This is a genomic window from Kribbella solani (assembly GCF_014205295.1).
Classification (GTDB): Bacteria; Actinomycetota; Actinomycetes; order Propionibacteriales; family Kribbellaceae; genus Kribbella; species Kribbella solani.
This window is the reverse complement of record NZ_JACHNF010000001.1, coordinates 4,959,401-4,984,214: the sequence shown is the minus strand read 5'-3', so window position 1 is coordinate 4,984,214 and position 24,814 is coordinate 4,959,401. Positions and strand designations below refer to the sequence as shown.

Below are 24,814 nucleotides of genomic sequence, written 5' to 3'. Positions count from 1 at the left end.
GAAGACCGGCCGTCGAGGCGAAGGCGGTTTCACAAGGGCGAGAGCTTAGCCCAATCGAGAGAATTTTGGGACGTTAAAAGTCTTGCAGCTTCCTGCAACCTTGTGCGGGGTGAATTCTCGGCACCGAAACCACCCGCGATGCGATCGCCGAGGGCCGGGGTGGCTACTGTCATGTAGTGCAGAAATGGCCTGGTCATCCCTACCCTCTCGGTGCCACCTACGACGGCGCCGGGACGAATTTCGCGGTGTTCTCGGAGGTCGCGGACCGTGTCGATCTGGCCCTGATCGGTGACGACGGGACCGAGCAGCTGGTGCAACTGACCGAGGTCGACGGCTTCGTCTGGCACGCGTACCTGCCGGGCGTGCAGCCGGGCCAGCGGTACGGGTTCCGGGTCCACGGCCCGTACAACCCGGCCGAGGGGCATCGGTGCAACCCGTCGAAGCTGCTGCTCGACCCGTACGCGAAGGCGATCGACGGGCAGGTGGACGGTGACGAGTCACTGTTCAGCTACCGGTTCGGCAAGCCGGACGAGCTGAACACGCTGGACAACCGCGAGCACACCATGCAGTCGGTGGTCACGAACCCGTTCTTCGACTGGGGCAACGACCGGCCGCCGGAGCACGCGTACCACGAGACGGTGATCTACGAGGCGCACGTCAAGGGCCTGACCAAGACACATCCGGGGCTGCCGGAGAACATCCGCGGCACGTACGCGGGGATCGGCCACCCGGCCATCATCGAGCACCTGAAGGAGCTCGGGGTGTCGGCGATCGAGCTGATGCCGGTGCATCAGTTCGCGCAGGACGGGCACCTGCAGGAGCTCGGCCTGTCCAACTACTGGGGCTACAACACGATCGGCTTCTTCGCGCCACACAACGCGTACTCGTCGACCGGTACGCGTGGTCAGCAGGTGACCGAGTTCAAGGCGATGGTGAAGGCGCTGCACGAGGCGGCCATCGAGGTGATCCTCGACGTGGTCTACAACCACACGGCCGAGGGGAACGAGCTCGGTCCGACGCTGTCGTTCAAGGGCATCGACAACGCGGCGTACTACCGGCTCGTGGACGAGGACAAGCGGCACTACTACGACACCACCGGTACGGGTAACAGCCTGCTGATGCGGCACCCGCACGTGCTGCAGCTGATCATGGACTCGCTGCGCTACTGGGTTACCGAGATGCACGTGGACGGCTTCCGGTTCGACCTGGCCGCCACGCTGGCCCGGCAGTTCCATGAGGTGGACCGGCTGTCGGCGTTCTTCGACCTGGTCCAGCAGGACCCGGTGGTGAGTCAGGTGAAGCTGATCGCCGAGCCGTGGGACGTCGGCGACGGCGGGTACCAGGTGGGCAACTTCCCGCCGCTGTGGACGGAGTGGAACGGGAAGTACCGCGACACCGTGCGCGACTACTGGCGGAGTGAGAAGTACACGGTGGCGGAGTTCGCGTCCCGGTTGACCGGTTCGTCCGACCTGTACCAGGACGACAGCCGGCGGCCGCTGGCGAGTATCAACTTCGTCGTCGCGCATGACGGTTTCACGCTGCGCGACCTCGTCTCGTACAACGACAAGCACAACGACGCCAACGGTGAGGGCGGCAAGGACGGCGAGAGTTTCAACCGCTCCTGGAACTGTGGCGTCGAGGGGCCGGCCGACGACCCCGAGGTGCTGCGGCTGCGCGCGCAGCAGCAGCGGAACTTCCTGACCACATTGATGATCTCGCAGGGCGTACCGATGCTCGCGCACGGCGACGAGCTCGGCCGGACGCAGCAGGGCAACAACAACGTGTACTGCCAGGACAACGAGCTCTCCTGGATCGACTGGGAGCTGACCGAGCCGCAGAAGCACCTGCTGGAGTTCACCCGGTCGCTGGTCCGGCTGCGGAACAACCATCCGGTCCTGCGCCGGCGCCGGTTCTTCCACGGCGACACCGGGATCGACGGGCTCGGTGACCTGGTCTGGTTCACGCCGAAGGGCACCGAGATGCAGAACGGCGACTGGCAGCGCGACGACGCCCGGGCGATCGCGGTGTTCCTGAACGGTGACGCCATCTCCGAGCCGGACCCGCGTGGTGAACCGGTCGTCGACGACTCCTTCCTGGTGCTGCTGAACAGCAACTTCGAACCGGTCGACTTCCTGCTGCCACCGGAGGAGTACGGCGAGAGCTGGACGGTGGCTGTGGACACCACGACACCGACCGGTGGTGCGAGCGACGAGCCGCACCCGGCCGGCCGTACGCTCCAACTGCCTGCTCGGAGCACGCTGGTCCTGACCCGCCCGAGGCAGGCAGCGGGATGACGACGGTCCCGCAGGCCACGTACCGGTTCCAGTTGCGCGCCGAGTTCGACTTCGACGACGCGGCGGCAGTGGTGCCGTACCTGTCCGGCCTCGGGATCTCACATGCGTACCTGTCGCCGATCCTGCAGGCGGCGCCCGGCTCCACCCACGGGTACGACGTGGTGGACCACAGCCGCCTGTCGGAGCCGATGGGCGGCCGGCCGGCGTTCGAGCGGCTGTCGGCGCGGCTGGCCGAGAGCCGGATGGGTGCGATCGCGGACGTCGTATCGAACCATGTCGCCGTGCCGACGCCGGAGAGTTTGAACAAGGCGCTCTGGTCGGTGCTGCGGCTTGGTCCTGGTTCGCAGTACGCGGAGTGGTTCGACGTCGACTGGGGTTCGGGGAACCAGCCGCTGCTGATGGCCGTACTGGGCAGGAGGATCGGCAAGGTACTGGCGGACAACGAGTTGTCCGTTGACGGTGACGTGCTGCGGTACTACGAGCACGAGTACCCGCTCCGGCCTGGTACTGAGCAGCTGCCGCTTGAGGAGCTCGTGACCGAGCAGTGGTACCGCCTGGCGCACTGGCGTGTTGCTGACGAGGAGCTGAACTACCGGCGCTTCTTCGACGTCGACACGCTCGCGGCAGTGCGGCAGGAGATCCAGGAGGTCTTCGACGCGACCCACCAGCTTCTGCTGGAGCTGCTGCACGAGGGCAAGCTCAACGGCTACCGGATCGACCACCCGGACGGGCTGGCTGACCCACGCGGGTACCTGCGTCGCCTGGCTGAGCGCACTGGTGGTGCGTGGGTCGTGGTGGAGAAGATCCTCGAAGGTGACGAGGAGCTGCCCCGCGACTGGCCGTGTGCCGGTACGACCGGGTACGACGCGCTACTACGCGTCGGCGGTCTCTTCGTCGATCCAGCTGGTGCTGCACCACTGGCTGCGCTGCACTCTGAGCTGACTGGCGCACCGGCTGACTTCGGTCCGGTAGTGGAGGAGGCGAAGCGGGAGGTCGTACAGAACAGCCAGTACGCCGAGGTGCATCGGCTGGTCGAGCTACTGGCCCGCATCTGTCAGGACGACGTACGGCTGCGTGATCACACGCGCAGGGCCTTCCACGAAGTCGTGGCCGAGTTACTCGTCCACTTCGACGTGTACCGGGCGTACGTCGTACCAGGCGAGGACGCACCGCCGACAGCAGTGGTTGCATTGGAGCGGGCAGCCGACAAGGCGCGGGCCAACTTGGACGAGGACCGGCAGGCGACGCTGGACGTCGTGCTGCATCTGCTGCTCGGTCGGGAGACCAGCACGATCGATGAACGGGCGCGGGCCGAGCTGATCGTGCGCTTCCAGCAGACCTGCGGTCCGGTGATGGCCAAGGGTGTTGAGGACACTGCGTTCTACCGGTGGTTCCGGCTGACGTCGCTGAACGAGGTGGGTGGCGACCCGGAGCACTTCGGAGTCACACCGGAGGAGTTCCACGCGTACTCGACCCAGCTGAACCGGCACTGGCCGAAGACGATGACCACGCTGTCCACCCACGACACCAAGCGGTCCGAGGACGTACGCGCTCGGCTCGGCGTGCTGTCGGAGCAGCCGGCCGCCTGGTCCGAGGCGGTGCGGGAATGGCGCCTGCGGTCGGAAGACCACCGGAGTCCGTTACTGGACGGCAGTACGGAGTACCTGTTCTGGCAGACGCTGTTTGGTACCTGGGACAACGGCCCGCTCGCCGAGGAGCGAATGCAGGGCTATCTGCTGAAGGCGATCCGTGAAGCCAAGCGGAACACCAGCTGGACCTCTCCGGACGAAGAGTACGAGCAAACGGTGGCTGCGTTCGCCACCGCGGTTCTGAATGACCAGATCGTGCTGGAGGCCGTCCGTCGCTTCGCGGATGAGCAGGCCGGCTACGTGCGAGCAGCAACGCTTGGACAGAAGCTGGTGCAGCTGACGATGCCTGGCGTGCCGGATGTCTACCAGGGGACTGAGCTGGTCGACCTGTCCCTCGTTGACCCGGACAACCGACGCCCGGTGGACTACACGGAGCGCATCGAGCGGTTGAAGCGGTTGGACGCCGGCGGCAAGCCGGACGACCTGTCCGACGAGAAGCTGCTCGTCACTTCGCGGGCCTTGCGCATCCGACGCCAGTACCCAGATGCCTTTGCCGGTAGCTACACGCCGCTTCCGACTTCCAACGGGCATGCAGTGGCCTTCGCACGTGGCGATGCGGTTATCACGGTGGCAACCAGACTGCCGGCGGCTCTGCAGCGGCTGGGTGGTTGGGGCGAGAGTACGGTGGTGCTGCCGAGTGGGCGCTGGAAGAATGTACTGACCGGGCGCGAGGTGGGTACCGGGGCGGCTCGTATCGATGAGCTGCTGTTGGACCTACCGGTGGCCCTGTTGGTCAGGAGCTGACCCTTATGCACACGTTCCGCGTCTGGGTGCCGCAGGCAACCACTGTCGACCTGGTACTGCGTGACGGCGTACTGCCGATGCGCTCCGGTGCTGATGGCTGGTGGGAACGACAGGTGGTCGAGGCACACCACCGAACGGACTACGCGTACTCAGTCGATGGCAGCGACCCGCTTCCAGATCCACGCAGCTCGTGGCAGCCGGATGGGGTACACGGGTTCAGCAGGGTGTTTGACGCGAACCGGTTCGAGTGGAGCGACGACAGTTGGTCCGGCCGGGACGTACGCGGCGCGGTCTTCTACGAGCTGCACCTGGGTACGTTCACCCTCGAAGGCACGCTGGATGCCGCCGCGGAGCACCTGGATTACCTGGCTGTGCTAGGGATTGAGGTGGTCTCGCTGCTCCCGGTCGCCGCGTTCCCTGGCGTACACGGCTGGGGGTACGACGGTGTGGATCTCTACGCGGTCCACGACCCGTACGGCGGACCCGAGGCACTGCAGCGGTTCGTCGACCGGTGTCACGAAGCCGGACTGGCCGTTTGTCTCGACGTTGTCTACAACCACCTCGGTCCGAGCGGGAACTACCTGTCCAGCTTCGGTCCGTACTTCACCACCAAGCACTCCACGCCATGGGGACCAGCAGTCAACCTCGACGACACCGGCAGTACTGAAGTACGCCGGTGGATCTGTGACAACGCACTGCGCTGGTTCCGCGACTTCCACCTCGACGCGTTGCGCCTGGACGCCGTACACGCACTAGTGGATGACAGCCCGACCCACCTCCTGCAGCAGCTCTCAGCAGAGACCGCTGCGCTGTCAGCCGAGCTCGGGCGCCCGCTGGGATTGGTAGCGGAGTCGGACCTCAATGACCCGCGTACGGTCGAACCGGTGTCGTCCGGTGGGATGGGGATGACCGCGCAGTGGAGCGACGACTTCCACCACGCGCTGCACTCCCTGCTGACCGGTGAGAAGTTCGGGTACTACGTGGACTTCGGTGACCCGGCGGTGTTCGCCAAGACCCTGACCCGGGTGTTCCTGCATGACGGGACGTACTCGACGTTCCGGCACAAGTTGTGGGGCCATCCGGTCGACCCGCACACGCACCGGGGTGGGCAGTTCCTCGCGTACACGTCGAACCACGACCAGATCGGCAACCGGGCGCTGGGCGATCGGCCGGCGCTGACACCCGGACAGCTCGCCATCGGCGCCGCGCTGGTGCTCACCTCGCCGTACACGCCGATGCTGTTCATGGGTGCGGAGTGGGGCGCCTCGACCCCGTGGCGGTTCTTCACCGACTTCGACGAGCCGGCGCTGGCCGACGCGGTCCGGACCGGGCGGCGGCGCGAGTTCGCCGAGTTCGGCTGGGCGGCGGACGAGATCCCCGACCCGCAGGACCCGGAGACCTGGCGGAGCTCGGTGCTCGACTGGTCGGAGCCGGACGAGGCGCCGCACCACGAGATCCTGACCTGGTACCGGCATCTGCTCACCTTCCGGGCCCGGATGCCGGAGCTACGGGACGATCGGCTGGAGTCCGTCGGGATCGACTTCGACCCGGCCGGCGCCTGGCTGGTGGTGACCCGCGGCAGTTTGCGGGTGGTGGCGAACCTGAGCGCGGCCGAGCGCGTCGTACCGGTCGACGAACCGCCCGCGTACCTGGTGATGTCCTTCGCCGCGGCCGAGGCGACGCCGGCCGGAATCCTGTTGCCCGCTCACGGCGTCGCGATCGTCGCCGTTTAGGACTTTCCAAACGTCCCTATTTCCGGCGGAATCCAACACAATACGCCGTTCGAGCGTGGTGATCGGTGGTGATTTCCGGAATCGCTTGTCTGCCGGGGTTGTCCTGGCGGACTGTGGATGAGCCAGCAGGGGACGGGGGGTTCGACGGGAGGATCGGGATGACAGTCGGAGGCGTCGACACTTACTACGACTACGAAGAGAAGCAGTGGAAGAGCCGGAGACTCGGCGGCGGACCGATCCGCCGCGGACCCGTCTGCCCGGCCCCTCGCGCCGCTGAGCAGTCGGCTCACCCAGTGCGCCCGGTGCCCGACCGTGACCACCAGGTGGTACCCAAACACACGCTGAACTGAGCACGACCGGCCGGGCCGGGAGCGCGGTGGATTCCGGGTCGCATAGAGTGACTTCTGTCTCGGACAGGAAGGAATTCTCGCGATGGCCGACGCAGACGAGCAGGTGACGGAGAGCGGTCCGTACCCGGGCTTCGACACGACGAAGCCGAGTATCGCGCGGACCTACGACTACCTGCTCGGCGGCAAGGACAACTTCGCCGTGGACCGCGCCTTCGGCGACCGGTTCATCAACGAGCTGCCGGGTTCGCGGCAGATCGCGTACGACAACCGGGGCGCGCTGATCCGCGCGGTCCGCGAGATCGTCACGACCACGCCGGTCCGGCAGTTCATCGACCTCGGCAGCGGACTGCCGACGGCCGACAACGTGCACCAGGTGGCGCAGCGGTACGCGCCGGACTCCAAGGTCGTGTACGTCGACAACGACCCGATCGTGCTTGCCCACGGTCGCGCGCTGCTGGCCGAGAACGACCACACCACGGTGATCCAGGCCGATCTGCGCGAGCCGCGGACGATCTTCGACAACCCGGACACGCTCCGGTTGCTCGACTTCGGCAAGCCGGTCGCGGTGATCTTCAGCGCCACCTTGCATCACGTGAACGACGACGAGGACCCGGCCGCGATCGTCCGCTTCTGGCGCGACCGGATCGCTGCCGGCAGTCATGTCTTCATCAGCCACTTCCGCAGCGAGAACGACCCACGCAGCCAGGAGTTGGAGCAAGTGCTGCAGGGTTCACTCGGGCGTGGTCGCTGGCGCACCAACGACCAGATCCTTGCCCTGTACGGCGATGGTTTCACCGTGCAAGAGCCCGGCCTCACCGCCGCCGCCGAGTGGCGCAACCCCGAACTGCCGGACGACCTGACCGACTACCAGCGCCTGATCGCCGCGGTCCTCGCCGTCAAGAACTGACCCCGCCGCTCCACTCCTCAAACGGGGCGGGTGAGGAAGGCGAGTTGGGCGGTTTTGGTGGTGCCGTTCGGCTGCGGGATGGTGGTCGTCGGGCCGAGGGTGAAGCCGCTGCGGTGGAAGCGGGCGATGGCCTTGGCGTTGTGGACATCGGGGTCGACCACGATGCGTGGATGGCCCAGGTGGGTGAAGGCGAAGTCGGTGATCGCCGTGATCAAGTGGCCGGTGAAACCGGGTCGGCGCTCGCCGGGGGCGATCAGGAGATGTATGCCCAGGTCGCCCGGCTCGATCTCGTACCCGGTGCCGGCCGGATCGGCTTGTGGATCGTAGGTCTGCAGCAGTGCGACCGGCGTACCGTCCAGCGACATGACGTACACGTGATGCGTCGGCACCGAATCCAGGAAGCGGTACGTGGCCGCGATCTCCGCGCGGGACAGTGCGGTCATGCCCCAGAAACCGGCCCGTTCCGCCGTCACCCAGTCGTGGATCAGGTCCAGGTCCCGCTCAGGATCTGCCGCCTCGACGCGTACGGCGCCCAGGGCGGACGTGGTCGCGTACCCGTCGTCCTCGCGCGCCAGCTCACCGGCCGCCGGAGCGAGTGACCCGCGCAACCACAGCGGAAGCTGATCGTGATGATGCTGATCGCCGAGCACACCGGACGCCCCGAGCGGCACGATCCAGCGGCTGTCCGCGCGGTCCGCGAGATCGAACGCGTACCGGGCGGCGGACGCGCGGATGCAGACATCGGTCAACCCGGGCAGGCTCGACGTCGACATGACGCAGTGGTGGTCGCCGGACAGCCCGAGGTCGAGCGGCTGCTCACCGGCCGCGAACACCGGGCCGCGCAGCGCGTGCAACGGCGCGAGCTGATGGGTCTCGCCCCACGGCGGGCGGGGTTTGCGGGCGGCCACCTCTTCAAGCGCCTCGCGAGCCAGCCAGCGTACGTTGACGTCCGGAAGGTCCGCGGCGATCAGGTTCTCCAACGCGTACGAAACGTGGGTCAGCGGATCCATCCACGCGGTGAAGAGCTCTGGTACGTCGGCGTTTTCGAGCATCGTGAAGTGGTCGGCGAGCCGGGACACGAGCGCCTTGCGCACCGCGGCGTACGAGGATGCGGTCGTGCTGGCGGCATCCATGTGCCGATCCCACGTCAACAGGTCGTTGCGCAGGGCAATTGCTTCGGCGGAGAGATCGTCGAGCTCGGTGAGCAGATCGAGTACAAAGCCGGCTGAGCCGAGGTACGTGTCGGTGTGGATGTCGGGCATGGTCTCGACCGACCAGTCGCCGCGCGCGTTGACCAGCTCGCGAATGCGGTCGGCGCGATGTGGAGCAGCGAACTCGACACCGAGCCCTGCCGCGAGCTCGCGTGCGTTGGCCATCACCGCCGGACCGTGTACGTCGGCACGCGGCATCGGGTCGTGCCAGCCGTCCCACTGGTGAGCGGGCTCCCACGCGGGTACGACTCGCAGCATGTTCTCGCGTGGCCGGCGCGGTACGACCCCCGCGGTCCGGTGCAGCAGTCCGCCGGAGGTGTCGGCGGCCATCACCACGTTCACCGGCTCGACCCAGTCGTCGAAAGCCGCGTCCACATCTCGTACCGAAGTTGCCCGCAGCAACCGAGGCAACACCTCGAACCCCAACCGCCCGGTCACCCGAGGCGGGTACCTCAAGGAGATCGCGCCCGCCGAACCGCCCGCCGCCGCAGGCGGATGATCGGCAGTGCTGATGATCGGGCCGCGGTCCGTCTCGATCACCTCGACCTCGACCGATTCGCCGCCCGCGACCTCCACCTGCTCGGTGTGCGTGGACGCCGTCGCCCACCCCTCCGGCCCCAGCGCCTCGACCCCACCCGCAGTACGCCGAAGCTGCTCCGCGAACAGGTCCTGATAATCCGCCATCGCGTTCGTGATCGCCCACGCAACGCCCCCGGCGTGACCGAAGTGCGCGATCCCCGGGATGCCAGGCACCGCCAACCCGAGCACGTCGAACTCCGGGCACGTCAACCGGACCTGTTGATAGATCCCAGGGCTCTCGATGTACCGATGTGGATCGCCCGCGAGGATCGCCTGCCCGCTCGCGGTATGCGATCCGGGGATCAGCCACCCGTTGCTCCCCGACCCGTGCGGCCCCTCCGACGAGAACAGTTCGACCGCCGACTCACCGAGGTGCTCCACCACATGCGTACGCCACAGTTTGCCCGGAAAACCCGCGAACAGAATGTGCACCGCGAGCCAGAGCCCGAGCGGCGCCCACGGATCCCATCGCTCCACCGCCAGCCCGGTCTCGGCGAACTCAGGCGCCCGCGCCGCTCCGCTCGGAAGCGCGTGGTTCACCCCGTCGACGTACGCGGCCACCCACTCCCGCGTCTCCGGATCGAGTGCCTCGAAGCAGCGCCGCGCGGTGTCATCCAGTCGTGCCTGCCGCGCGAACACGTCCCACCCGACCGCCTCCGGGCCGAGGAACGCGGCGGTGGTGCCGAGACTCCGCCGCCGCTCGTACTCGATCTGCCAGGCCCGGTCCCGGGCCGCGTTCACGCCCTGCAGGTACGCCAGCGCGAGCGGATCCCCGGCCCGCAGGTGCGGTACGCCGTACGCGTCCCGGAACACTCTCGCGTTCACCAGCAGTCCCCCACTTCATCAAGTTAGGCTCGGCTAACTTACGCAGCGGCAACCCGGCAGGCAAGTGCAATATGCTCAGTCGGGTGATCAGGCCACTCGACCTCACCGACCGTGCGCTCGCCGAGCGACTCCTGCAGATCCAGCACGCCGCGTACGCGGTGGAGGCCGAGCTGATCGGCTTCGACGGCATCCCGCCCTTGCAGGAGGATCTGGCCGGCTTGATGGCGTCCAAGGAGCACTGGCTCGGCCGGTACGAAGACGAGCAGCTCGTCGGCGCCGTCGCGTACGAACTGCCGGATGCCGACACGGTCGAGATCTCCCGCCTGATCGTCGACCCCGCGTACGCGGGCCGCGGTCACGGCAAGGCGCTTCTCGATCACCTGGACCAACTCGAGCCACGCCGGTTCAGCCTGGTCTCGACCGGTACGGCGAACGGTCCCGCGGTGACGCTGTACACGTCCCGCGGCTACACGCCGACCGACCGGTTGGAGATCGCGCCCGGCGTCTACCTCACCCAGTTCAGTCGCGCGTCCTGACCTGCTCGAACGCGTAGTAGATCGCCAGCAGGAACGCGATCAGCAGCGTCACCTTCGCGGACAGGAACGAGACTCCGATCATCGCCGCGTAGAACAGCGTGCCGAGTGAGTACCGGAGCACCGATGCCCGCACCTGCGGTCTGCTCATCTCGTGTTCGACCAGCTTGTTACGCAGGACATACCACCAGATCAGGCTGAACGCGATCGCCGCCAGCGTCAGGTTCGTGCTGTAGACGGCGGCCGCGACATGCGCGTTCGTCGACTCGTCCTTGAGATGTTCCGCGAACATGCTGGTCGGGAACGGCAGCAGGGTCACCCACAAAAGCAGGAACAGGTTGAGGAACATCAACCCGCGATCGGTTCGCTCGATCTGCCGGAACAGCGAGTGGTGGTTGACCCACATGATGCCGAGGACCGCGAAGCTGGCCAGGTACGCCGCGAACTGCGGCCATTCATGCAGCAGCGCTGGCCACAGCTGCCGGCCCTCGGCGAGCACGGGTGCGTGCAGTTCGAGGACCAGCAGCGTGATGGCGATCGCGAAGACGCCGTCACTGAACGCTTCCAGCCGGGACGTCTCGGCAAGGTCGGACTGATTGCTCACGGCCACACAGTCTGAACCAGCCAGGTCAGTTGGTCGAGAGAGATGCCGCGACCCAGCTGATCGCCGGTAGCGTAATCGTGAGTTTGCCGTCGGCCAGCCGGGTGTCCAGCGGCTTGGCGGTGACACGGTCCGGGTCGCCGGCGGTGTTGGTCGCGGTCAGATCCTCGTCGTGGATGACCACGGCCTCGTCGACGGTGGTGACCCCGCTGCGGCTGACATCCACGGTGATCTCGACCGGGGCTTCGGTTGAGCGGTTGGTGGCGAAGATCGACAGGCGGCCGGCGTCGTACGTGGCGACCGCGTCGACGGCCGGGATCGCGCCGTACCGCGCGGTGCTGATCGTCGGCGAATCGGTCTCGACGCGTAGTACCTGACCGGTCGCGAGCCGGGAGGTGATCGCGAACGGATGGAACGTCGTCTGCCGCCACGCGGCGCCGCCGGGCTCGGTCATGATCGGGGCGATCACGTTCGCGAGCTGAGCCAGGCAAGCGACCCCGACCCGATCGCTGTGCCGGAGCAGCGAGATCAACAGGTTGCCGACGACAACGGCATCGGTGACGTTGTACTGGTCCTCGATCCGCCGCGGCGCAACCTCCCACTGGTCGGCCGGACCGTCCGTGCAGCGCGACCGGTCCGAGTACCAGACGTTCCACTCGTCGAACGAGATGCCGATCTTCTTGCTGCTCTTCAGCTCCGCGCCGACATGATCAGCGGTCGCGACGACCGACTCGATGAAGTGGTCCATGTCCACAGCGGACGCGACGAACGATGCGGTGTCGCCGTCCTCGTTGCCGTAGTACGCGTGGCAGGAGATGTACTCGACGTACTCGTACGTCTCCCGCAGTACGTCCCGCTCCCAGGTCCCGAAGAGCGGCATCTTCGACGATGACGAACCGCAGGCGACCAGTTGGAGATCCGGCTCGATCATCCGCATCGCCCGCGCGGTCTCGGCCGCCAGCCGTCCGTACTCGGTCGGTGTCTTGTGGCCGACCTGCCACGGGCCGTCGAGTTCGTTGCCCAGGCACCAGAGCTTGATCCCGTACGGCGCCGCGCCGTGCTGCTCGCGAAGGTCGGAGAGCGTCGTCCCGCCGGGGTGGTTGGCGTACTCGAGCAGATCGAGCGCTTCCGGTACGCCGCGGGTGCCGAGGTTGATCGCCATCATCGGCTCGACGCCGGCCTTGGCGCACCAGCGGCTGAACTCGTCCAGCCCGAACTCGTTCGTCTCGATGCTGTGCCAGGCAAGGTCGAGCCGCCGCGGCCGCTCGTCCCGCGGGCCGACGCCGTCCTCCCAGCGGTAGCCGGAGACGAAGTTTCCGCCGGGGTAGCGGACGACGGACGCGCCCAGCTCGCGGGTCAGTTCCAGGACGTCCTTCCGGAAGCCGTCCTCGTCGGCGGTCGCGTGGCCGGGCTCGTAGATGCCGGTGTAGACGCACCGGCCCATGTGCTCGACGAACGTTCCGAAGGTGCGGCGGTTCACCGGCGCGATGGTGAACGCGGGATCGATGGTCAGAGTGGCAGCAGGCACCAGGTTGCTCCTGTCGGCTGTGCTTCGGGACGGATCTACATCGGTGTACTACATCGGTGTAGAAAGGATGCCCGGACGGTTCCGGAGGGTCAAGGGGTCAGTTCGCGCCGACGGTGGATTCGCGGGCGTGCAGCGCGTACGGGGCGACCAGCTCGCGATGTTCGGAGGTGTCGCCGGCCATCCGCTGGACCAGCAGCTCGACGGCGGTCCGGGCGATGTGGACGCGGTTCGGGTCGACCGTGGTCAGGGTCGGCGTGCTGTAACTGGCCTCGTCGATGTTGTCGAAGCCGGCCACCGCGACATCGTCCGGGATGCGGATGCCGCGCGCGGTCAGCGCCCGGATCGCACCCAGTGCGAGCACGTCGTTCAGGGCCAGTACGGCATCGAACCGCTGCCCGCTCGCGAGCAGCTCCGCGATCGCGTCCGCGCCGCTCGACCGATGCCAGCTCCCGCCGGAGACCGTCAGCTCAGTCGGCACCGGGACGCCGTACTCGGTCAGGGTCTCGGCGTACGCGTCGTACCGGATCGCCGCCGTGCCGATCTTCTCGCCGGGGCGTACGCCGATCACCGCGATCCGCCGCCGGCCTTGATCGAGCAGATGCCGGACGACCGCCTTCGTACCCTCGACGTTGTCGATCATCACGTGATCGACCGGGCCGTGGAAGATCCGCTCGCCGAGCAGCACCATCGGGGTCGAGGTGTTCAGCTCGTCGACATCCTCCGGGCCGAGACCGAGCGGGCTGTAGAGCAGGCCGTCGACCAGGTGGCCGCGCGGCCGGGCGAGCGCGGTCAGCTCGCGTTCGCGGTCGGCGCCGGTGGTTTCGATCATCACCGTCAGGCCGTGTTCGCCCGCGGCGGCAATGGCGGCGTCGGCGAGCTCGGCGAAGTACGGGTTGGTCAGCTCCGGTACGGCCAGCGCGATCACGCCCGTACGCCCGGACTTCAGGTTCCGCGCGGACAGGTTCATCCGGTAGCCGAGGGCATCGATCGCGGCCAGCACCCTGGTCCGGGTCTCGGCGCGGATGTACGGGTAACCGTTCATCACGTTCGAGACCGTCTTCGGTGAGACCCCGGCCTCCCGCGCCACGTCGCGCATCGTCACGGCCACGGCAACTCCCCACTCATGGGACGCCACGGTAGTGCACGGCGCGTGAGCGGGGCGTCAGCCGTCGGTCGGCTCGGCAGCGTCGCCGGTGGACGCGTGGGGTGGGCGGCGCGGTGGGTTGGGCTGTGGGCCGGCCGAGGTGCCGCCCGGGTGCTCAGGAATGCGCGGCTCGTCGTCGGGGTCGAGCTCGACCCCTTCCTCGCGCAGCGTCTCGTCGACGGCGGGGTCCATCTCGTGTCCGGGGTGTGGCAGGCCGGGCCGGTCGAAGCTCATCGCATCCTCCCAAGGGCAAGACTTCCGGTACCCACGATACGTATTGTTAAATAGTAACCACGTTCTGTAGCATAACTGGCGAAAACCTTCCTTTCCGTTCCGCGCCCCCGGAGGTAATGATGGTTCGACGCTTCAGCCTGCTCGGTCTCGCCGTGGCCCTGGCCGGTCTGACCCTGGTAGTACCGCTCCGAAGTTCGCAGGCCGCCGAGCTGGCCGGCCCGACCGCCGATCAGCTTCGCGCCCGGGCAACGTGCGCTTCGCAGCTGTCCAACGGGAAGTACGCCCCAGATGACGGCGATTCGCGGACGATCAAGGTCTGCAAGACCGGCACCGCGGTGCATTGGACAGCCGACCTGGACATCGACTGCGACGGTCAGCGTACGACGCAGTGCAGCGAGAACACCGATCCTTCGTTCCAGCCCGACACGTCGTTCCATCAGTCCGACGGCCGGCCGCTGAACTCCGCCGGGTTGCCGTTCATCGTCGTACCGCTGCCGAGTTCGGTCTGGGACTACCACACGGCCGGGATCGGTGGCGCGACCGTCGCCGCGGTCGTGTACCAGGACAAGGTCGCGTACGCGGTCGTCGGTGACGAAGGACCCACCGGCATCATCGGCGAGGGTTCGTACAAGCTGGCCCAGCAACTCGGCATCAACCCGAACCCGTCGTCCGGCGGAATCGACGGCGCGGTCGTCACGTACATCCTCTTCCCCGGCGTCACCGCGTCCCCGATCGAATCCACCACCGACATCACCACCAAGGCCCAATCCGCCGCCACCGACTTCGTCCAGTAACCCCGACTTTGAGAAGCCACCGCGCGTTCCCCGGAACCAAAAGTGCGCGGTGGCTTCTCAAAGTAGGTCCGTAGGGTGGGGGGATGGAGAGCGCGGAGTGGGCCGGGTTGTGGGATGCGGAAGCGGGGTGGTTGAACACTGCCTCGTACGGGCTGCCGCCGCGGGTGGCGTGGGAGGCGTTGCAGGCCGCGCTTTCGGACTGGCGGGTCGGTGCGACCAGTTGGGAGCCGTGGGACGAGTCGACCACGCGGGCGCGGGCCGCGTTCGCGCGACTGATCGGCGCGGACGCCGCGGACGTGTTCGTCGGCAGCACGGTCTCCGCCGCGCTGGTGCCGATCGCCGCCGCGCTGCCGGACGGAGCGCGAGTCCTGACCGATGATGTCGAGTTCACGTCGAACGTCTTCCCGTGGCAGGTGCACGCGGACCGTGGCGTCGACGTGATCGCCGTACCCGGTGATGACGTGATCGCGGCGATCCGCCCGGGCGTCGACCTGGTCGCGGTGAGCGCGGTGCAGTCGTCGACCGGTGCCGTACTGGACCTGGCGAAGGTTGTTGCCGCGAGCAAGGAAATTGGCGCGCTGGTGGTGGTCGACGCGACCCAGGCGGTCGGCTGGCATCCGATCGACGTGGCGGGGGTCGACGCGCTGATCTCGCACAGTTACAAGTGGTTGATGTCGCCCCGCGGCGCCACCTTCGGGTACCTGTCGCCGCGGCTGCAGGAACGCTGCCGGCCAGGCGCCGCCGGGTGGTACGCCGCCCGCGACGTGCACGGGTCGTACTACGGGACGGCGATGGACCTTGCTCCCGGCGCGCGACGGTTCGACCAGTCGCCCGCGTGGTTCTCGTTCGTCGGAGCGGCGCCGGCGCTCGAACTGATCGAGCAGATCGGCGTCAGCACGATCAACCGGCACAACCTCGCGCTGGCGAACGAGTTCCGTGACGGTCTCGGGCTGGCGCCGTCGAACAGCGCGATCGTCAGCACCAGCCTGCCCGGCGCCGAGGAGGCGTTCGCGGCGGCCGGCATCCGGGCGGCGGTCCGGGGCGGGAAGCTGCGCGCGTCTTTCCACATCTATTCCACCCAGGACGACGTCCACCGGGCACTGGACGCCCTCAAACCGCTGCTGCACTAGATCCGGGTTAAGGTGCCGCGTATGGGTGCTGGACTGAGTATCGGGCAGGTGGCGGAGCGGACCGGGTTGAGCGTGCACGCGCTCCGGTTCTACGAGCGCGAGGGCCTGCTCGCGGACCCGGTACGACGCGAGTCGAACGGGCGGCGGGTTTACACCGAGGACGACGTCGAGTGGCTGGACATGTGCATCAAGTTCCGCTCGTCGGGGATGCCACTGGACACCATCCGCCAGTACACGGACCTGGTCCGGCAAGGGCCGGGCAACGAGGCGGATCGGCTCGCGCTGTTGCGCGGTCATCAGGATTACGTGGCCGCGCAGATCCAGGAGCTCACCGAGTGTATGAACGTGATCACGCACAAGGTGACCGTGTACGCGCAGCATCTCGAGGACGGGAGCGCGGCGTGTTTGTGGGTGACGCCGGCCAGCCAGGCCGGTGCCAGCGAGGCGTCCTGACGGTCAGGTGGTCACGCGGTCCGGGCGGCTGTAGACGTTCAGGTTGCCGTTGCGGATGAAACCGGCCAGCGTCAGACCCGATTCAGCCGCGAGATCGATTGCGAGGGAACTCGGCGCCGACACCGCGCCGAGGACCGGGATGCCCGCCATCACCGCCTTCTGCGCCAGCTCGAACGAGGTTCGGCCGGACACGATCAGGATCAGACCGCGCGCTGGTACGTGACCGTTCAGCAGCGCCCACCCGATCACCTTGTCGACGGCGTTGTGCCGGCCGACGTCCTCGCGTACGACGAGCAGGTCGCCCGCGGGAGTGAACAGTCCGGCCGCGTGCAATCCGCCGGTACGGTCGAACACCTGTTGCCGTTCACGCAATGCATCCGGGAGGACGGCCAGCACTTCGTACGCGATGGTTGTGGTGTCGTTTGCGGGGGAGTGTCGGGTCTTCGTCCGTACCGCGTCGAGGGACGCTTTGCCGCAGACACCGCAGGAGGAAGTGGTGTAGAAGTTGCGCTCCACGCCGGTGCTGGGTGGCGGGACGTGCGGCGCGAGGGTGACGTCGAGGACGTTGTACGTGTTGCGGCCGGCGTCGTCGAAAGAGTCGCAGTAGCGGGCGAGGCGGAGGTCGTCGGCGGTTCCGATCACGCCTTCGGTGTGGAGGAATCCATGCGCGAGCTCGACGTCGTGACCCGGCGTACGCATCGTCACTGCCAGCGGTACGCCGCCGACGCGTAGCTCCAGCGGTTCCTCAACCGCGATCGAGTCGGCGCGGGCGCGTACTTCGCCGGCGACTACCCGGCTGACGGATCGCCGGGCGATCAACCGGCCCATGGTGTCGTTCCGGCCGAGGTCAGGAGGCGGGCGGCGATGGCTTTGGTGGGGCCGGGGGTGACGACGGCGAGGGCGTCGGCCGTGGCGGGGCCGCGGAGCATGGCGGAGCCGTCATGGCCGATGGGTACGGCGCCGTCGGGGGTGAGGCGTACGGGTACGAGGCGGGTGCTGGTTGGGTGGCAATGTACTCCGCCGGGGATGGCGATCTGTGGGAGCTCGGCGAGGGGGAGGCCGCGCATTCGGGCGATGGCTGCAACACCCAGGGTAAGGAACGCGACCAGTGCGGCGAACGGGTTGCCTGGTAGGCCGAGAATGAGCCGTCCGTCTGGGAGCTGCGCCAACGCTTGTGGGTGCCCTGGGCGGCAGGCGACGCCGTCGACTACCAGCTCAGCTCCAAGTGCGGTCAGTGCTTGTCGCAGGTGGTCTGCTGGGCCGGCGGCTGAGGAGCCTGACACCAGTGTGAGGTCGGCTTGGCTCTCTCGTAACCCTCGGGTCAGCTCGTCCAGCGAGTCCCCCAGGTGGTTGATCCCAGCTGGGAGGTGGGCGCCGGCTTGGGTGATCAGGGCGGGAAGCATCGGGCCGATGGCGTCGCGTACTTGGCCAGGGCCGGACGGTCCTTGATGAACCAGCTCGTCACCGGTGATGAGAGCGGCGACAGTTGGCTTGGGGATCACGGTCAGCCGATCAAGCCCAACCGTCGCAGCCAACCCAACCACCGCCGGACCGACAACCACCCCCGCCGAAAGCAACTCATCCCCAGCCCAACACTCCTCACCCACCCGCCGAATGTGATCCCGCACGGGCGCCCGTGGAGGCGCGGCGCCGGCCGTCACCCCGCCCGTGCCGCGGGCCGGTCCGCCCTCCTCTCCCATCCGCTCAGAAGGTGGTGAGGTGCGGGTCAAGTGGTTGCCGGTGTGTAGTGCTTGTTCTGAGGGGATTACTGCTGTGGTTCCGGTGGGGACTGTGGCGCCGGTGACGATAGTGGTGGCTTGACCCTCGGTCAGTTCGCCGGGGTCGGTTGCGCCGGCGGCTACGTGGTGGGTTACCTGCCAGGGTCCGGGACCGCAGACGGCGTACCCGTCCATCGCCGACCGGTCAACCGGTGGGACCGCGACTGGGGAGATGAGGGGAACGGCCAGCACGCAGCCGATCGTCTCGCTTAGGTCGAGCGAAACGGCAACTCCAGGACGACCGGCGGCGTGCGCCAGCTCGCGGGCCGCGTCCCAAGAGACGTGGCCTGAGTGAGAAAGGCCCGGGTTGGAGTGAGGTGTGTCCTGGGGGCCGTCCACGCGATCACCCTGGCTGAGCAGTCGCGGGTTGTCCAGTCGGCTGGTCACGAGCCGGCTTGCAGGTGGTGGGCGGCCTGGGCAGCGGCGGGAGCGAGATCCGGACCACCCGACCTGGCGTACTCGATCAGCGCGCTCTTCATCCGCGGATCCCACGTCACCCGCAGGTGGTTGGCGATCGCCGTGGCCGCCTCCGCCGGCGCACGATGCGCGAACTGCGCCGCGATCTCGTTCGCCAACCGCACGTACGGCGGCACTCCCGAACTCATCACTTGCCTCCAGCAACAACTACTTCAGGAACAGCAGCGACTGAGGTCGGAACGAGATCCACTTGCACCGCGGTGACCTTGTATTCGGGGCAGTTCGTCGCCCAGTCCGAGTTGTCAGTGGTGACGACGTTCGCGCCACTCACCGGATGGTGGAACGTCGTGTAGCAGACCCCGACCGGCATCCGGTCCGAGATCTTCGCGCGCAGTTCGGTCCGCCCGACCCGGCTGGACAATGCGATCAGATCGCCGTCGGTCACCCCGCGTACTTCGGCGTCATGCGGATGCAGTTCCAGTACGTCCTCGGAATGCCAAGCCACATTCGCCGTCCGCCGCGTCTGCGCCCCGACGTTGTACTGCGAAAGAATGCGCCCGGTCGTCAGAATCAACGGGAACTTCCGGGTCGACCGCTCCGAGGTCGGCACGTAAACGGTCTCCATGAACCGGCCTTTGCCGCGGGTGAATTCGGCCGAGTGCATGATCGGCGTACCCTCCGGATGGTCCACGTCGCAAGGCCATTGGATCGAGCCGAGTTCGTCCAGCCGATCGAAAGACACCCCGGTGAACGTCGGCGTGGTCAGTGCGATCTCGTCCATGATCCGCGCCGCCGACTCGTACTGCATCGGGTACCCCATCGCCTGCGCGATCTCGCAGATGATCTCCCATTCCTGTTTGCCGGTTCGCGGTGCCATGATCGGCCGGACCCGGTTGATCCGCCGCTCGGCGTTCGTGAACGTGCCGTCCTTTTCCAGGAACGAGGTCCCGGGCAGCAACACGTGCGCGAATTTCGCGGTCTCGTTGACGAACAGGTCCTGCACCACCAGCAGTTCCAGCGCGCCGAGCGCCGCGAACACGTGCTGGGTGTTCGGATCGGACTGCGCGATGTCCTCGCCCTGCACGAACAAGGCCTTGAACGAACCGTCGATCGCCGCGTCGAACATGTTCGGAATCCGCAGCCCGGGTTCGTTCAGGATCGGCGTACCCCACAACTGCTCGTAGATCTCACGGACATCGTCGTTGGAAACATGCCGGTAGCCGGGCAGCTCGTGCGGGAACGAACCCATGTCGCACGAACCCTGGACGTTGTTCTGGCCGCGCATCGGGTTCACGCCGACGCCCGGCCGGCCGATGTTCCCGGTCGCCATCGCGAGGTTCGCCATCCCCATCACCATGGTCGAGCCCTGGCTGTGTTCGGTGACGCCGAGACCGTAGTAGATCGCCGCGTTGCCGCCGGTCGCGTACAGCCGCGCCGCCGCGCGGATCTTGTCCGCCGGTACGCCGCAGATGTCCGCGACCGCCTCCGGGCTGTGCTCCGGTTGTGCGATGAAGGTTTCCCACGCCTCGAAGTCCTCGCACCGGCTCGCGACGAACTCCCGGTCCACCAGTCCTTCCGTCACCACCACATGCGCCAAGGCGTTGACGATCGCGACATTCGTACCCGGCCGGAGCTCCAGGTGGTACGCGGCCTCGACATGCGGCGTACGCACCAGGTCGATCCGTCGCGGGTCGATCACGATCAGTTTCGCGCCTTGCCGAATGCGTTGTTTCATTCGCGATCCGAAGACCGGGTGCGCGTCGGTCGGGTTCGAACCGATCACCAGAATCACGTCGGATTCGTCGACGGAACGGAAATCCTGCGTGCCGGCGGATTCGCCGAAGGTCTGTTTCAGTCCGTACCCGGTCGGTGAATGACAGACCCGCGCGCAGGTGTCGACATTGTTGTTCCCGAACACGGCGCGAACCAGCTTCTGGACCGCGTACACCTCTTCGTTGGTCGTCCGCGACGAGGTGATCGCGCCGATCGACCCTTGCCCATGCGCCGCCTGGATCTCCCGCAATCGCCGGGCGGTGAACGAGATCGCCTCCGGCCACGAGACCGTCCGCCACGGGTCGGAGATCTTGTCCCGCACCATCGGCTCCAGCACCCGGTCCGGGTGACTCGCGTACCCGAACGCGAACCGCCCTTTCACACACGAGTGTCCTTCGTTCGCGCCGCCGTTCTTGTACGGCACCATCCGCACCAGTTCGTCGCCGCGCAACTCGGCCTTGAACGAACAGCCGACCCCGCAGTACGCGCACGTCGTCAGCACTGTCCGCGTCGGCATCCCGAGCTCGACGACCGACTTCTCCTGCAGCGTCGCGGTCGGACAGGCCTGCACGCACGCGCCGCAGGACACGCAGTCGGAATCGAAGAACGATCCGCCGGCACCGGCCGCGACCTTCGAGTCGAAGCCACGCCCTTCGATCGTCAGCGCGAGCGTTCCCTGTACTTCGTCACACGCGCGGACGCAGCGCGAGCACGCGATGCACTTCGATGCCTCGAAATCGAAGTACGGGTTGGACGAATCCGTTGGTAGATCCAGATGATTCGCGCCGGCGTCGACACCCGAGCCGTACCGCACTTCGCGCAGTCCGGTGACGCCGGCCATGTCCTGCAACTCGCAGTCGCCGTTGGCCGAGCAGGTCAGGCAGTCGAGCGGGTGATCGGAGATGTACAGCTCCATCACGCCGCGGCGCAGTTTGCCGAGCCGCTCGTTCTGGGTGCGTACGACCATGCCCGCCGCGACCGGCGTCGTACACGAAGCGGGCGTGCCGCGGACGCCGTCGATCTCGACCACGCACAACCGGCACGACCCGAACGCCTCCAGGTTGTCGGTCGCGCACAGTTTCGGTACGTCCACACCGGCTTCCTTCGCCGCGCGCAGGACCGAAGTACCCGGTGGGACCCGCACTGCTACGCCGTCGACGGTCAGCTCGACGGTGGCGGCACCGGGGCGGGCCGGCGTACCGAAGTCAGGTTCCTTCAGCAGCGTCATGCGTGGAAGTCCTCTCCGAAGTGGCGGACGGCACTGCGTACCGGCATCGGGGTCAGGCCGCCCATCGCGCAGAGCGAGCCGTCGGTCATCAGTTCGCACAGGTCGTCGAGCAGGACCAGGTTCCGCGCCCGGTCGCTACCGGCGGTGTCGGTCATGATGCGGTCGATCGTCTCCACGCCGCGGACCGCGCCGACCCGGCACGGGGTGCACTTCCCGCACGACTCGGCCGCGCAGAACTCGAACGCGAACCGGGCCATCGCCGCCATGTCCACGGTGTCGTCGAACACCACGATCCCGCCGTGCCCGACCATCGCGCCGGCGGCCGCGAACGCCTCGTAGTCCATCGGCAGCCCGAACTGCTCGACCGGAAGGTACGCGCCGAGCGGGCCGCCGACCTGTACCGCGCGCACCGGCCGGCCGGACGCGGTACCGCCGCCGAAGTCGTTGACCAGTTCGCCGAGGGTGATCCCGAACGCGGTTTCCACGATGCCGCCGCGGGCGACGTTTCCACCCAGCTGGAAGACGCTGGTTCCGAGCGAGCGGCCGGTTCCGTACGCGGCGTACTTTACTGCGCCGTCCGCGAGAATCGCCGGAATCGTTGCCAATGACAACACGTTGTTCACCACGGTCGGGCGGCCGAAGAGTCCTTGCAGAGCAGGGATCGGAGGTTTGGAGCGAACCATTCCGCGTTTGCCTTCGAGGCTTTCGAGCATGGAGGTTTCCTCGCCGCAGATGTACGCGCCGGCGCCGACCCGTACCTGCAGGTCGAAGCCGAAACCGGAGCCGAGGATGTCCGGGCCCAGCCAGCCTTCCGCGCGCGCCCGTTCGATCGCGGTTGTCAGGGTTGCCACCGCATCGGGGTACTCCGAGCGGAGGTACACGTAGCCTTCAGCGGCACCGACGGCGTACGCGGCGATGGTCATGCCTTCGATCAGTGTGAACGGATCGCCTTCGATCAGCATCCGGTCGGCAAAGGTGCCGGAGTCGCCTTCGTCGGCGTTGCAGCAGACGAACTTCAGGTCCGCTTCGGCGCCGAGTACGGTCCGCCACTTGATCCCGGTGGGGAAGCCGGCGCCACCGCGTCCGCGCAGGCCCGATTCCACCACTGCTTCGACAACCTCCGCCGGCGGCAGCTCCAGTGCGGCCCGAAGCCCCTTCATCCCACCGTGTGCGACGTAGTCGGTGGTCGAGATCGGGTCCACCACGCCGACCCGCGCGAACGTCACCCGCTGCTGCTTTGCCATCCAGGGCAGCTCGTCCACCAGCCCAAGGCACCCGGCGATTGATGGCGAGCCGGTGAGCATGCCGGCGGCGATCAGGCCGTCGACGTCCTCAGGGGCGACCGGTCCGTAGCCGACTCGTCCCTCGGGGGTCTCCACCTCCACCATCGGTTCGAGCCACAACATTCCCCGCGAGCCGGTGCGTACGATCTCCACCTCCGCCGCCTGCGCGGCGATCCGCTCGGCGACCTCGTCCGCGCCGACCGACCGCGCCGCCGAGTCGCAAGAAACAAACACCCGGCCGGCCGGACGAGTACCCGGCGCGGGAGTGGATGAGGGGTCGGCTGGACGAGTACCCGGCGCGGGAGTGGATGAGGGGTCGGCTGGACGAGTACCCGGCGCGGGAGTGGATGAGGGGTCGGCCGGCTCGGCGTCATGGGTCATCGGGCGTCTCCCAGGAGGGCGTCCAGGCGGGTGGGGGTGACTCGGCCGTGGAGTTTGTCGCCTACTTGTACGGCTGGGCCGAGGGCGCAGTTGCCGAAGCAGTACGTCTGTTCGAGGGTCAGACGGTTGTCGGCCGTGGTTTCGCCGAAGCCGCAGCCGGTCGTCGCCTGGGCGTGGGCGGCCAGGGCGACCGCGCCCACCGAGCGGCACGCCTCGGCTTGGCAGATGGTCACGGTCGTGCGGCCGGCGGGCGTACGCCGGAAGTCCTTGTAGAACGTGACGACGCCGTGCACCTCGGCGACCGAAAGGTTGAGTACGTCGGCGAGGACCGCGACGTCGGCCGGCGCGACGTACCCGAGCTCCTCCTGCACCGCATGCAGGATCGGGATCAGCGGTCCGCGCAGATCCTGCCGGGCGAGGGCGAGCTCGCGCACTCGCTGGGCGCGCCCGGGGACCGGGACGGGGGCGGCGGCCACGACCTCACTCGTCATGCATACAACATTCCGTCGCGAACCCCGACCCGGTCAAAGCAATGCTCGCTATCAGCCGATAGACACGACCTATCAAGCCCTACCCGGCGATCGCGCCACCCCAGTTGTCGGTGGCGAGGCTGCCCTCGGCGTCGATGAAGAAGCGGTGCTCCAGCGAACCGTCGGCGATGCGGTAGAAGACGTGATGGGCGTCCGGCGTGGACAGCCCGATGGGATCGCCGACGACCACCCCGACTGCTCCCCAGTTGTCGTTCGCCGGTGGATCGATCGTCGGTGACCAGTAGTAATGCAGCAGGTCGCCGTTCTCCTTACGAGCGAACACATGCTGCTGACCCTTGTGGGTAAACGCATGCGGATTGCCGACGAACGGCCCGCCCGCCCAAACATCACCCAGCAACTGCCCCGACCCGTCGTCGAAGAACCGGTGCTGCAACTGTCCCTCGGTGTTCCGGAAGAACACATGATGCTGCGAACCAGTACTGAATCCGGTCGGGTCCGACGCCACGCCGGAGGTGATTCCCCAGTTGTCGTTCGCCGGGTTCTGTCCCGGAATCCAATACCAGTGCTTCAACTCACCATTGGGCCCGCGCCCGAAGATGTGCTGCTGATTCCGGTGGACGAAAGCATGTGGATTCCCGGCAAACGGTCCACCCGCCCACACGCCCGTACTGATCTGATCCGTGCCCTGATCCCAGAACTTGTGTTCCAGATTGCCATGCCTACCTGCCACCAATGGCTGATCGTGTTCTCGCTG

Annotated in this window: 20 protein-coding genes and 1 pseudogene; 8 read left to right on the top strand and 13 right to left on the bottom strand. The window is 67.4% G+C overall.

What is annotated here, in order from left to right; translation table 11 throughout:
* The first annotated feature begins 176 nt into the window (after positions 1-176).
* From glgX to HDA44_RS22675, 4 genes are all read left to right on the top strand, one after another.
* Positions 177-2,294: a glycogen debranching protein GlgX gene (gene glgX, locus HDA44_RS22690; protein WP_184837571.1), complete on the top strand. Its 2,118-nt coding sequence runs from the start codon at positions 177-179 to the stop codon at positions 2,292-2,294.
* Positions 2,291-4,687, top strand: coding sequence for a malto-oligosyltrehalose synthase (gene treY, locus HDA44_RS22685; protein WP_184837569.1), 2,397 nt, complete (start codon positions 2,291-2,293; stop codon positions 4,685-4,687). Before glgX ends, treY begins: the two co-directional genes overlap by 4 nt.
* Positions 4,688-4,692: 5 nt before the next feature.
* Complete coding sequence (gene treZ, locus HDA44_RS22680; protein ID WP_184837567.1) at positions 4,693-6,420, top strand: malto-oligosyltrehalose trehalohydrolase; 1,728 nt, start codon at positions 4,693-4,695, stop codon at positions 6,418-6,420.
* A 432-nt stretch (positions 6,421-6,852) separates the two neighbouring features.
* On the top strand, positions 6,853-7,677 hold the full coding sequence (locus HDA44_RS22675) for an SAM-dependent methyltransferase (protein ID WP_184837564.1): 825 nt from the start codon (positions 6,853-6,855) through the stop codon (positions 7,675-7,677).
* A 17-nt stretch (positions 7,678-7,694) separates the two neighbouring features.
* Here the strand turns inward: HDA44_RS22675 and HDA44_RS22670 are convergent, their stop codons facing one another.
* Positions 7,695-10,292: a GNAT family N-acetyltransferase gene (locus HDA44_RS22670; RefSeq protein WP_184837562.1), complete on the bottom strand. Its 2,598-nt coding sequence runs from the start codon at positions 10,290-10,292 to the stop codon at positions 7,695-7,697.
* An 83-nt stretch (positions 10,293-10,375) separates the two neighbouring features.
* On the opposite strand from HDA44_RS22670, the gene HDA44_RS22665 reads away from it, so the two are divergent.
* Complete coding sequence (locus tag HDA44_RS22665) at positions 10,376-10,828, top strand: GNAT family N-acetyltransferase (protein ID WP_337906269.1); 453 nt, start codon at positions 10,376-10,378, stop codon at positions 10,826-10,828.
* Here HDA44_RS22665 and HDA44_RS22660 read toward each other — a convergent pair.
* From HDA44_RS22660 to HDA44_RS22645, 4 genes are all read right to left on the bottom strand, one after another.
* Positions 10,812-11,429, bottom strand: coding sequence for a TMEM175 family protein (locus HDA44_RS22660; RefSeq protein WP_184837558.1), 618 nt, complete (start codon positions 11,427-11,429; stop codon positions 10,812-10,814). The two genes, HDA44_RS22665 and HDA44_RS22660, sit on opposite strands and share 17 nt — an antisense overlap.
* Before the next feature lie 25 nt (positions 11,430-11,454).
* The gene (gene arfA / locus HDA44_RS22655; RefSeq protein ID WP_184837556.1) at positions 11,455-12,954 is read right to left on the bottom strand and encodes an arabinosylfuranosidase ArfA; all 1,500 of its coding nucleotides are present in this window, start codon (positions 12,952-12,954) and stop codon (positions 11,455-11,457) included.
* A 97-nt stretch (positions 12,955-13,051) separates the two neighbouring features.
* The gene (locus HDA44_RS22650) at positions 13,052-14,062 is read right to left on the bottom strand and encodes a LacI family DNA-binding transcriptional regulator (RefSeq protein WP_337906268.1); all 1,011 of its coding nucleotides are present in this window, start codon (positions 14,060-14,062) and stop codon (positions 13,052-13,054) included.
* Positions 14,063-14,116: 54 nt separating this feature from the next.
* Positions 14,117-14,332 (bottom strand): hypothetical protein, encoded by a 216-nt coding sequence (locus HDA44_RS22645; RefSeq protein ID WP_184837553.1) that lies wholly within the window; start codon positions 14,330-14,332, stop codon positions 14,117-14,119.
* Positions 14,333-14,451: 119 nt separating this feature from the next.
* Between HDA44_RS22645 and HDA44_RS22640 the strand changes: the two genes are divergently transcribed.
* The 3 genes from HDA44_RS22640 (at position 14,452) to HDA44_RS22630 (ending at position 16,709) form a co-directional block, all read left to right on the top strand.
* Positions 14,452-15,126, top strand: a complete 675-nt coding sequence (locus HDA44_RS22640; protein WP_184837551.1) for a glycoside hydrolase family 75 protein — start codon at positions 14,452-14,454, stop codon at positions 15,124-15,126.
* Between the two features lie 83 nt (positions 15,127-15,209).
* The gene (locus HDA44_RS22635; protein WP_184837549.1) at positions 15,210-16,256 is read left to right on the top strand and encodes an aminotransferase class V-fold PLP-dependent enzyme; all 1,047 of its coding nucleotides are present in this window, start codon (positions 15,210-15,212) and stop codon (positions 16,254-16,256) included.
* 21 nt (positions 16,257-16,277) lie between these two features.
* Positions 16,278-16,709: a MerR family transcriptional regulator gene (locus HDA44_RS22630; RefSeq protein WP_184837547.1), complete on the top strand. Its 432-nt coding sequence runs from the start codon at positions 16,278-16,280 to the stop codon at positions 16,707-16,709.
* A gap of 3 nt (positions 16,710-16,712) precedes the next feature.
* Here the strand turns inward: HDA44_RS22630 and fdhD are convergent, their stop codons facing one another.
* The 8 genes and pseudogenes from fdhD to HDA44_RS38980 all read right to left on the bottom strand — a co-directional run.
* A complete protein-coding gene (gene fdhD, locus HDA44_RS22625; protein ID WP_184837545.1) occupies positions 16,713-17,537 on the bottom strand; it encodes a formate dehydrogenase accessory sulfurtransferase FdhD in 825 nt (274 codons plus the stop codon).
* Positions 17,525-18,826, bottom strand: a complete 1,302-nt coding sequence (locus HDA44_RS38190; RefSeq protein ID WP_184844078.1) for a molybdopterin-binding protein — start codon at positions 18,824-18,826, stop codon at positions 17,525-17,527. The genes fdhD and HDA44_RS38190 overlap by 13 nt, the downstream gene beginning before the upstream one ends.
* A 44-nt stretch (positions 18,827-18,870) precedes the next feature.
* Entirely contained in the window at positions 18,871-19,092 is a 222-nt protein-coding gene (locus HDA44_RS22615; RefSeq protein ID WP_184837543.1) for a formate dehydrogenase subunit delta, read from the bottom strand.
* Complete coding sequence (fdhF, locus tag HDA44_RS22610; protein ID WP_184837541.1) at positions 19,092-21,905, bottom strand: formate dehydrogenase subunit alpha; 2,814 nt, start codon at positions 21,903-21,905, stop codon at positions 19,092-19,094. The genes HDA44_RS22615 and fdhF overlap by 1 nt, the downstream gene beginning before the upstream one ends.
* Positions 21,902-23,569: an NADH-ubiquinone oxidoreductase-F iron-sulfur binding region domain-containing protein gene (locus tag HDA44_RS22605; protein WP_184837539.1), complete on the bottom strand. Its 1,668-nt coding sequence runs from the start codon at positions 23,567-23,569 to the stop codon at positions 21,902-21,904. The genes fdhF and HDA44_RS22605 overlap by 4 nt, the downstream gene beginning before the upstream one ends.
* Positions 23,566-24,060, bottom strand: coding sequence for an NAD(P)H-dependent oxidoreductase subunit E (locus tag HDA44_RS22600; RefSeq protein ID WP_184837537.1), 495 nt, complete (start codon positions 24,058-24,060; stop codon positions 23,566-23,568). Before HDA44_RS22600 ends, HDA44_RS22605 begins: the two co-directional genes overlap by 4 nt.
* A 79-nt stretch (positions 24,061-24,139) precedes the next feature.
* On the bottom strand, positions 24,140-24,631 hold the full coding sequence (locus HDA44_RS22595; protein WP_238352521.1) for a PLL family lectin: 492 nt from the start codon (positions 24,629-24,631) through the stop codon (positions 24,140-24,142).
* 96 nt (positions 24,632-24,727) lie between these two features.
* Positions 24,728-24,790: pseudogene (locus HDA44_RS38980) on the bottom strand (hypothetical protein); the annotation flags it as partial.
* Positions 24,791-24,814 lie beyond the last annotated feature (24 nt).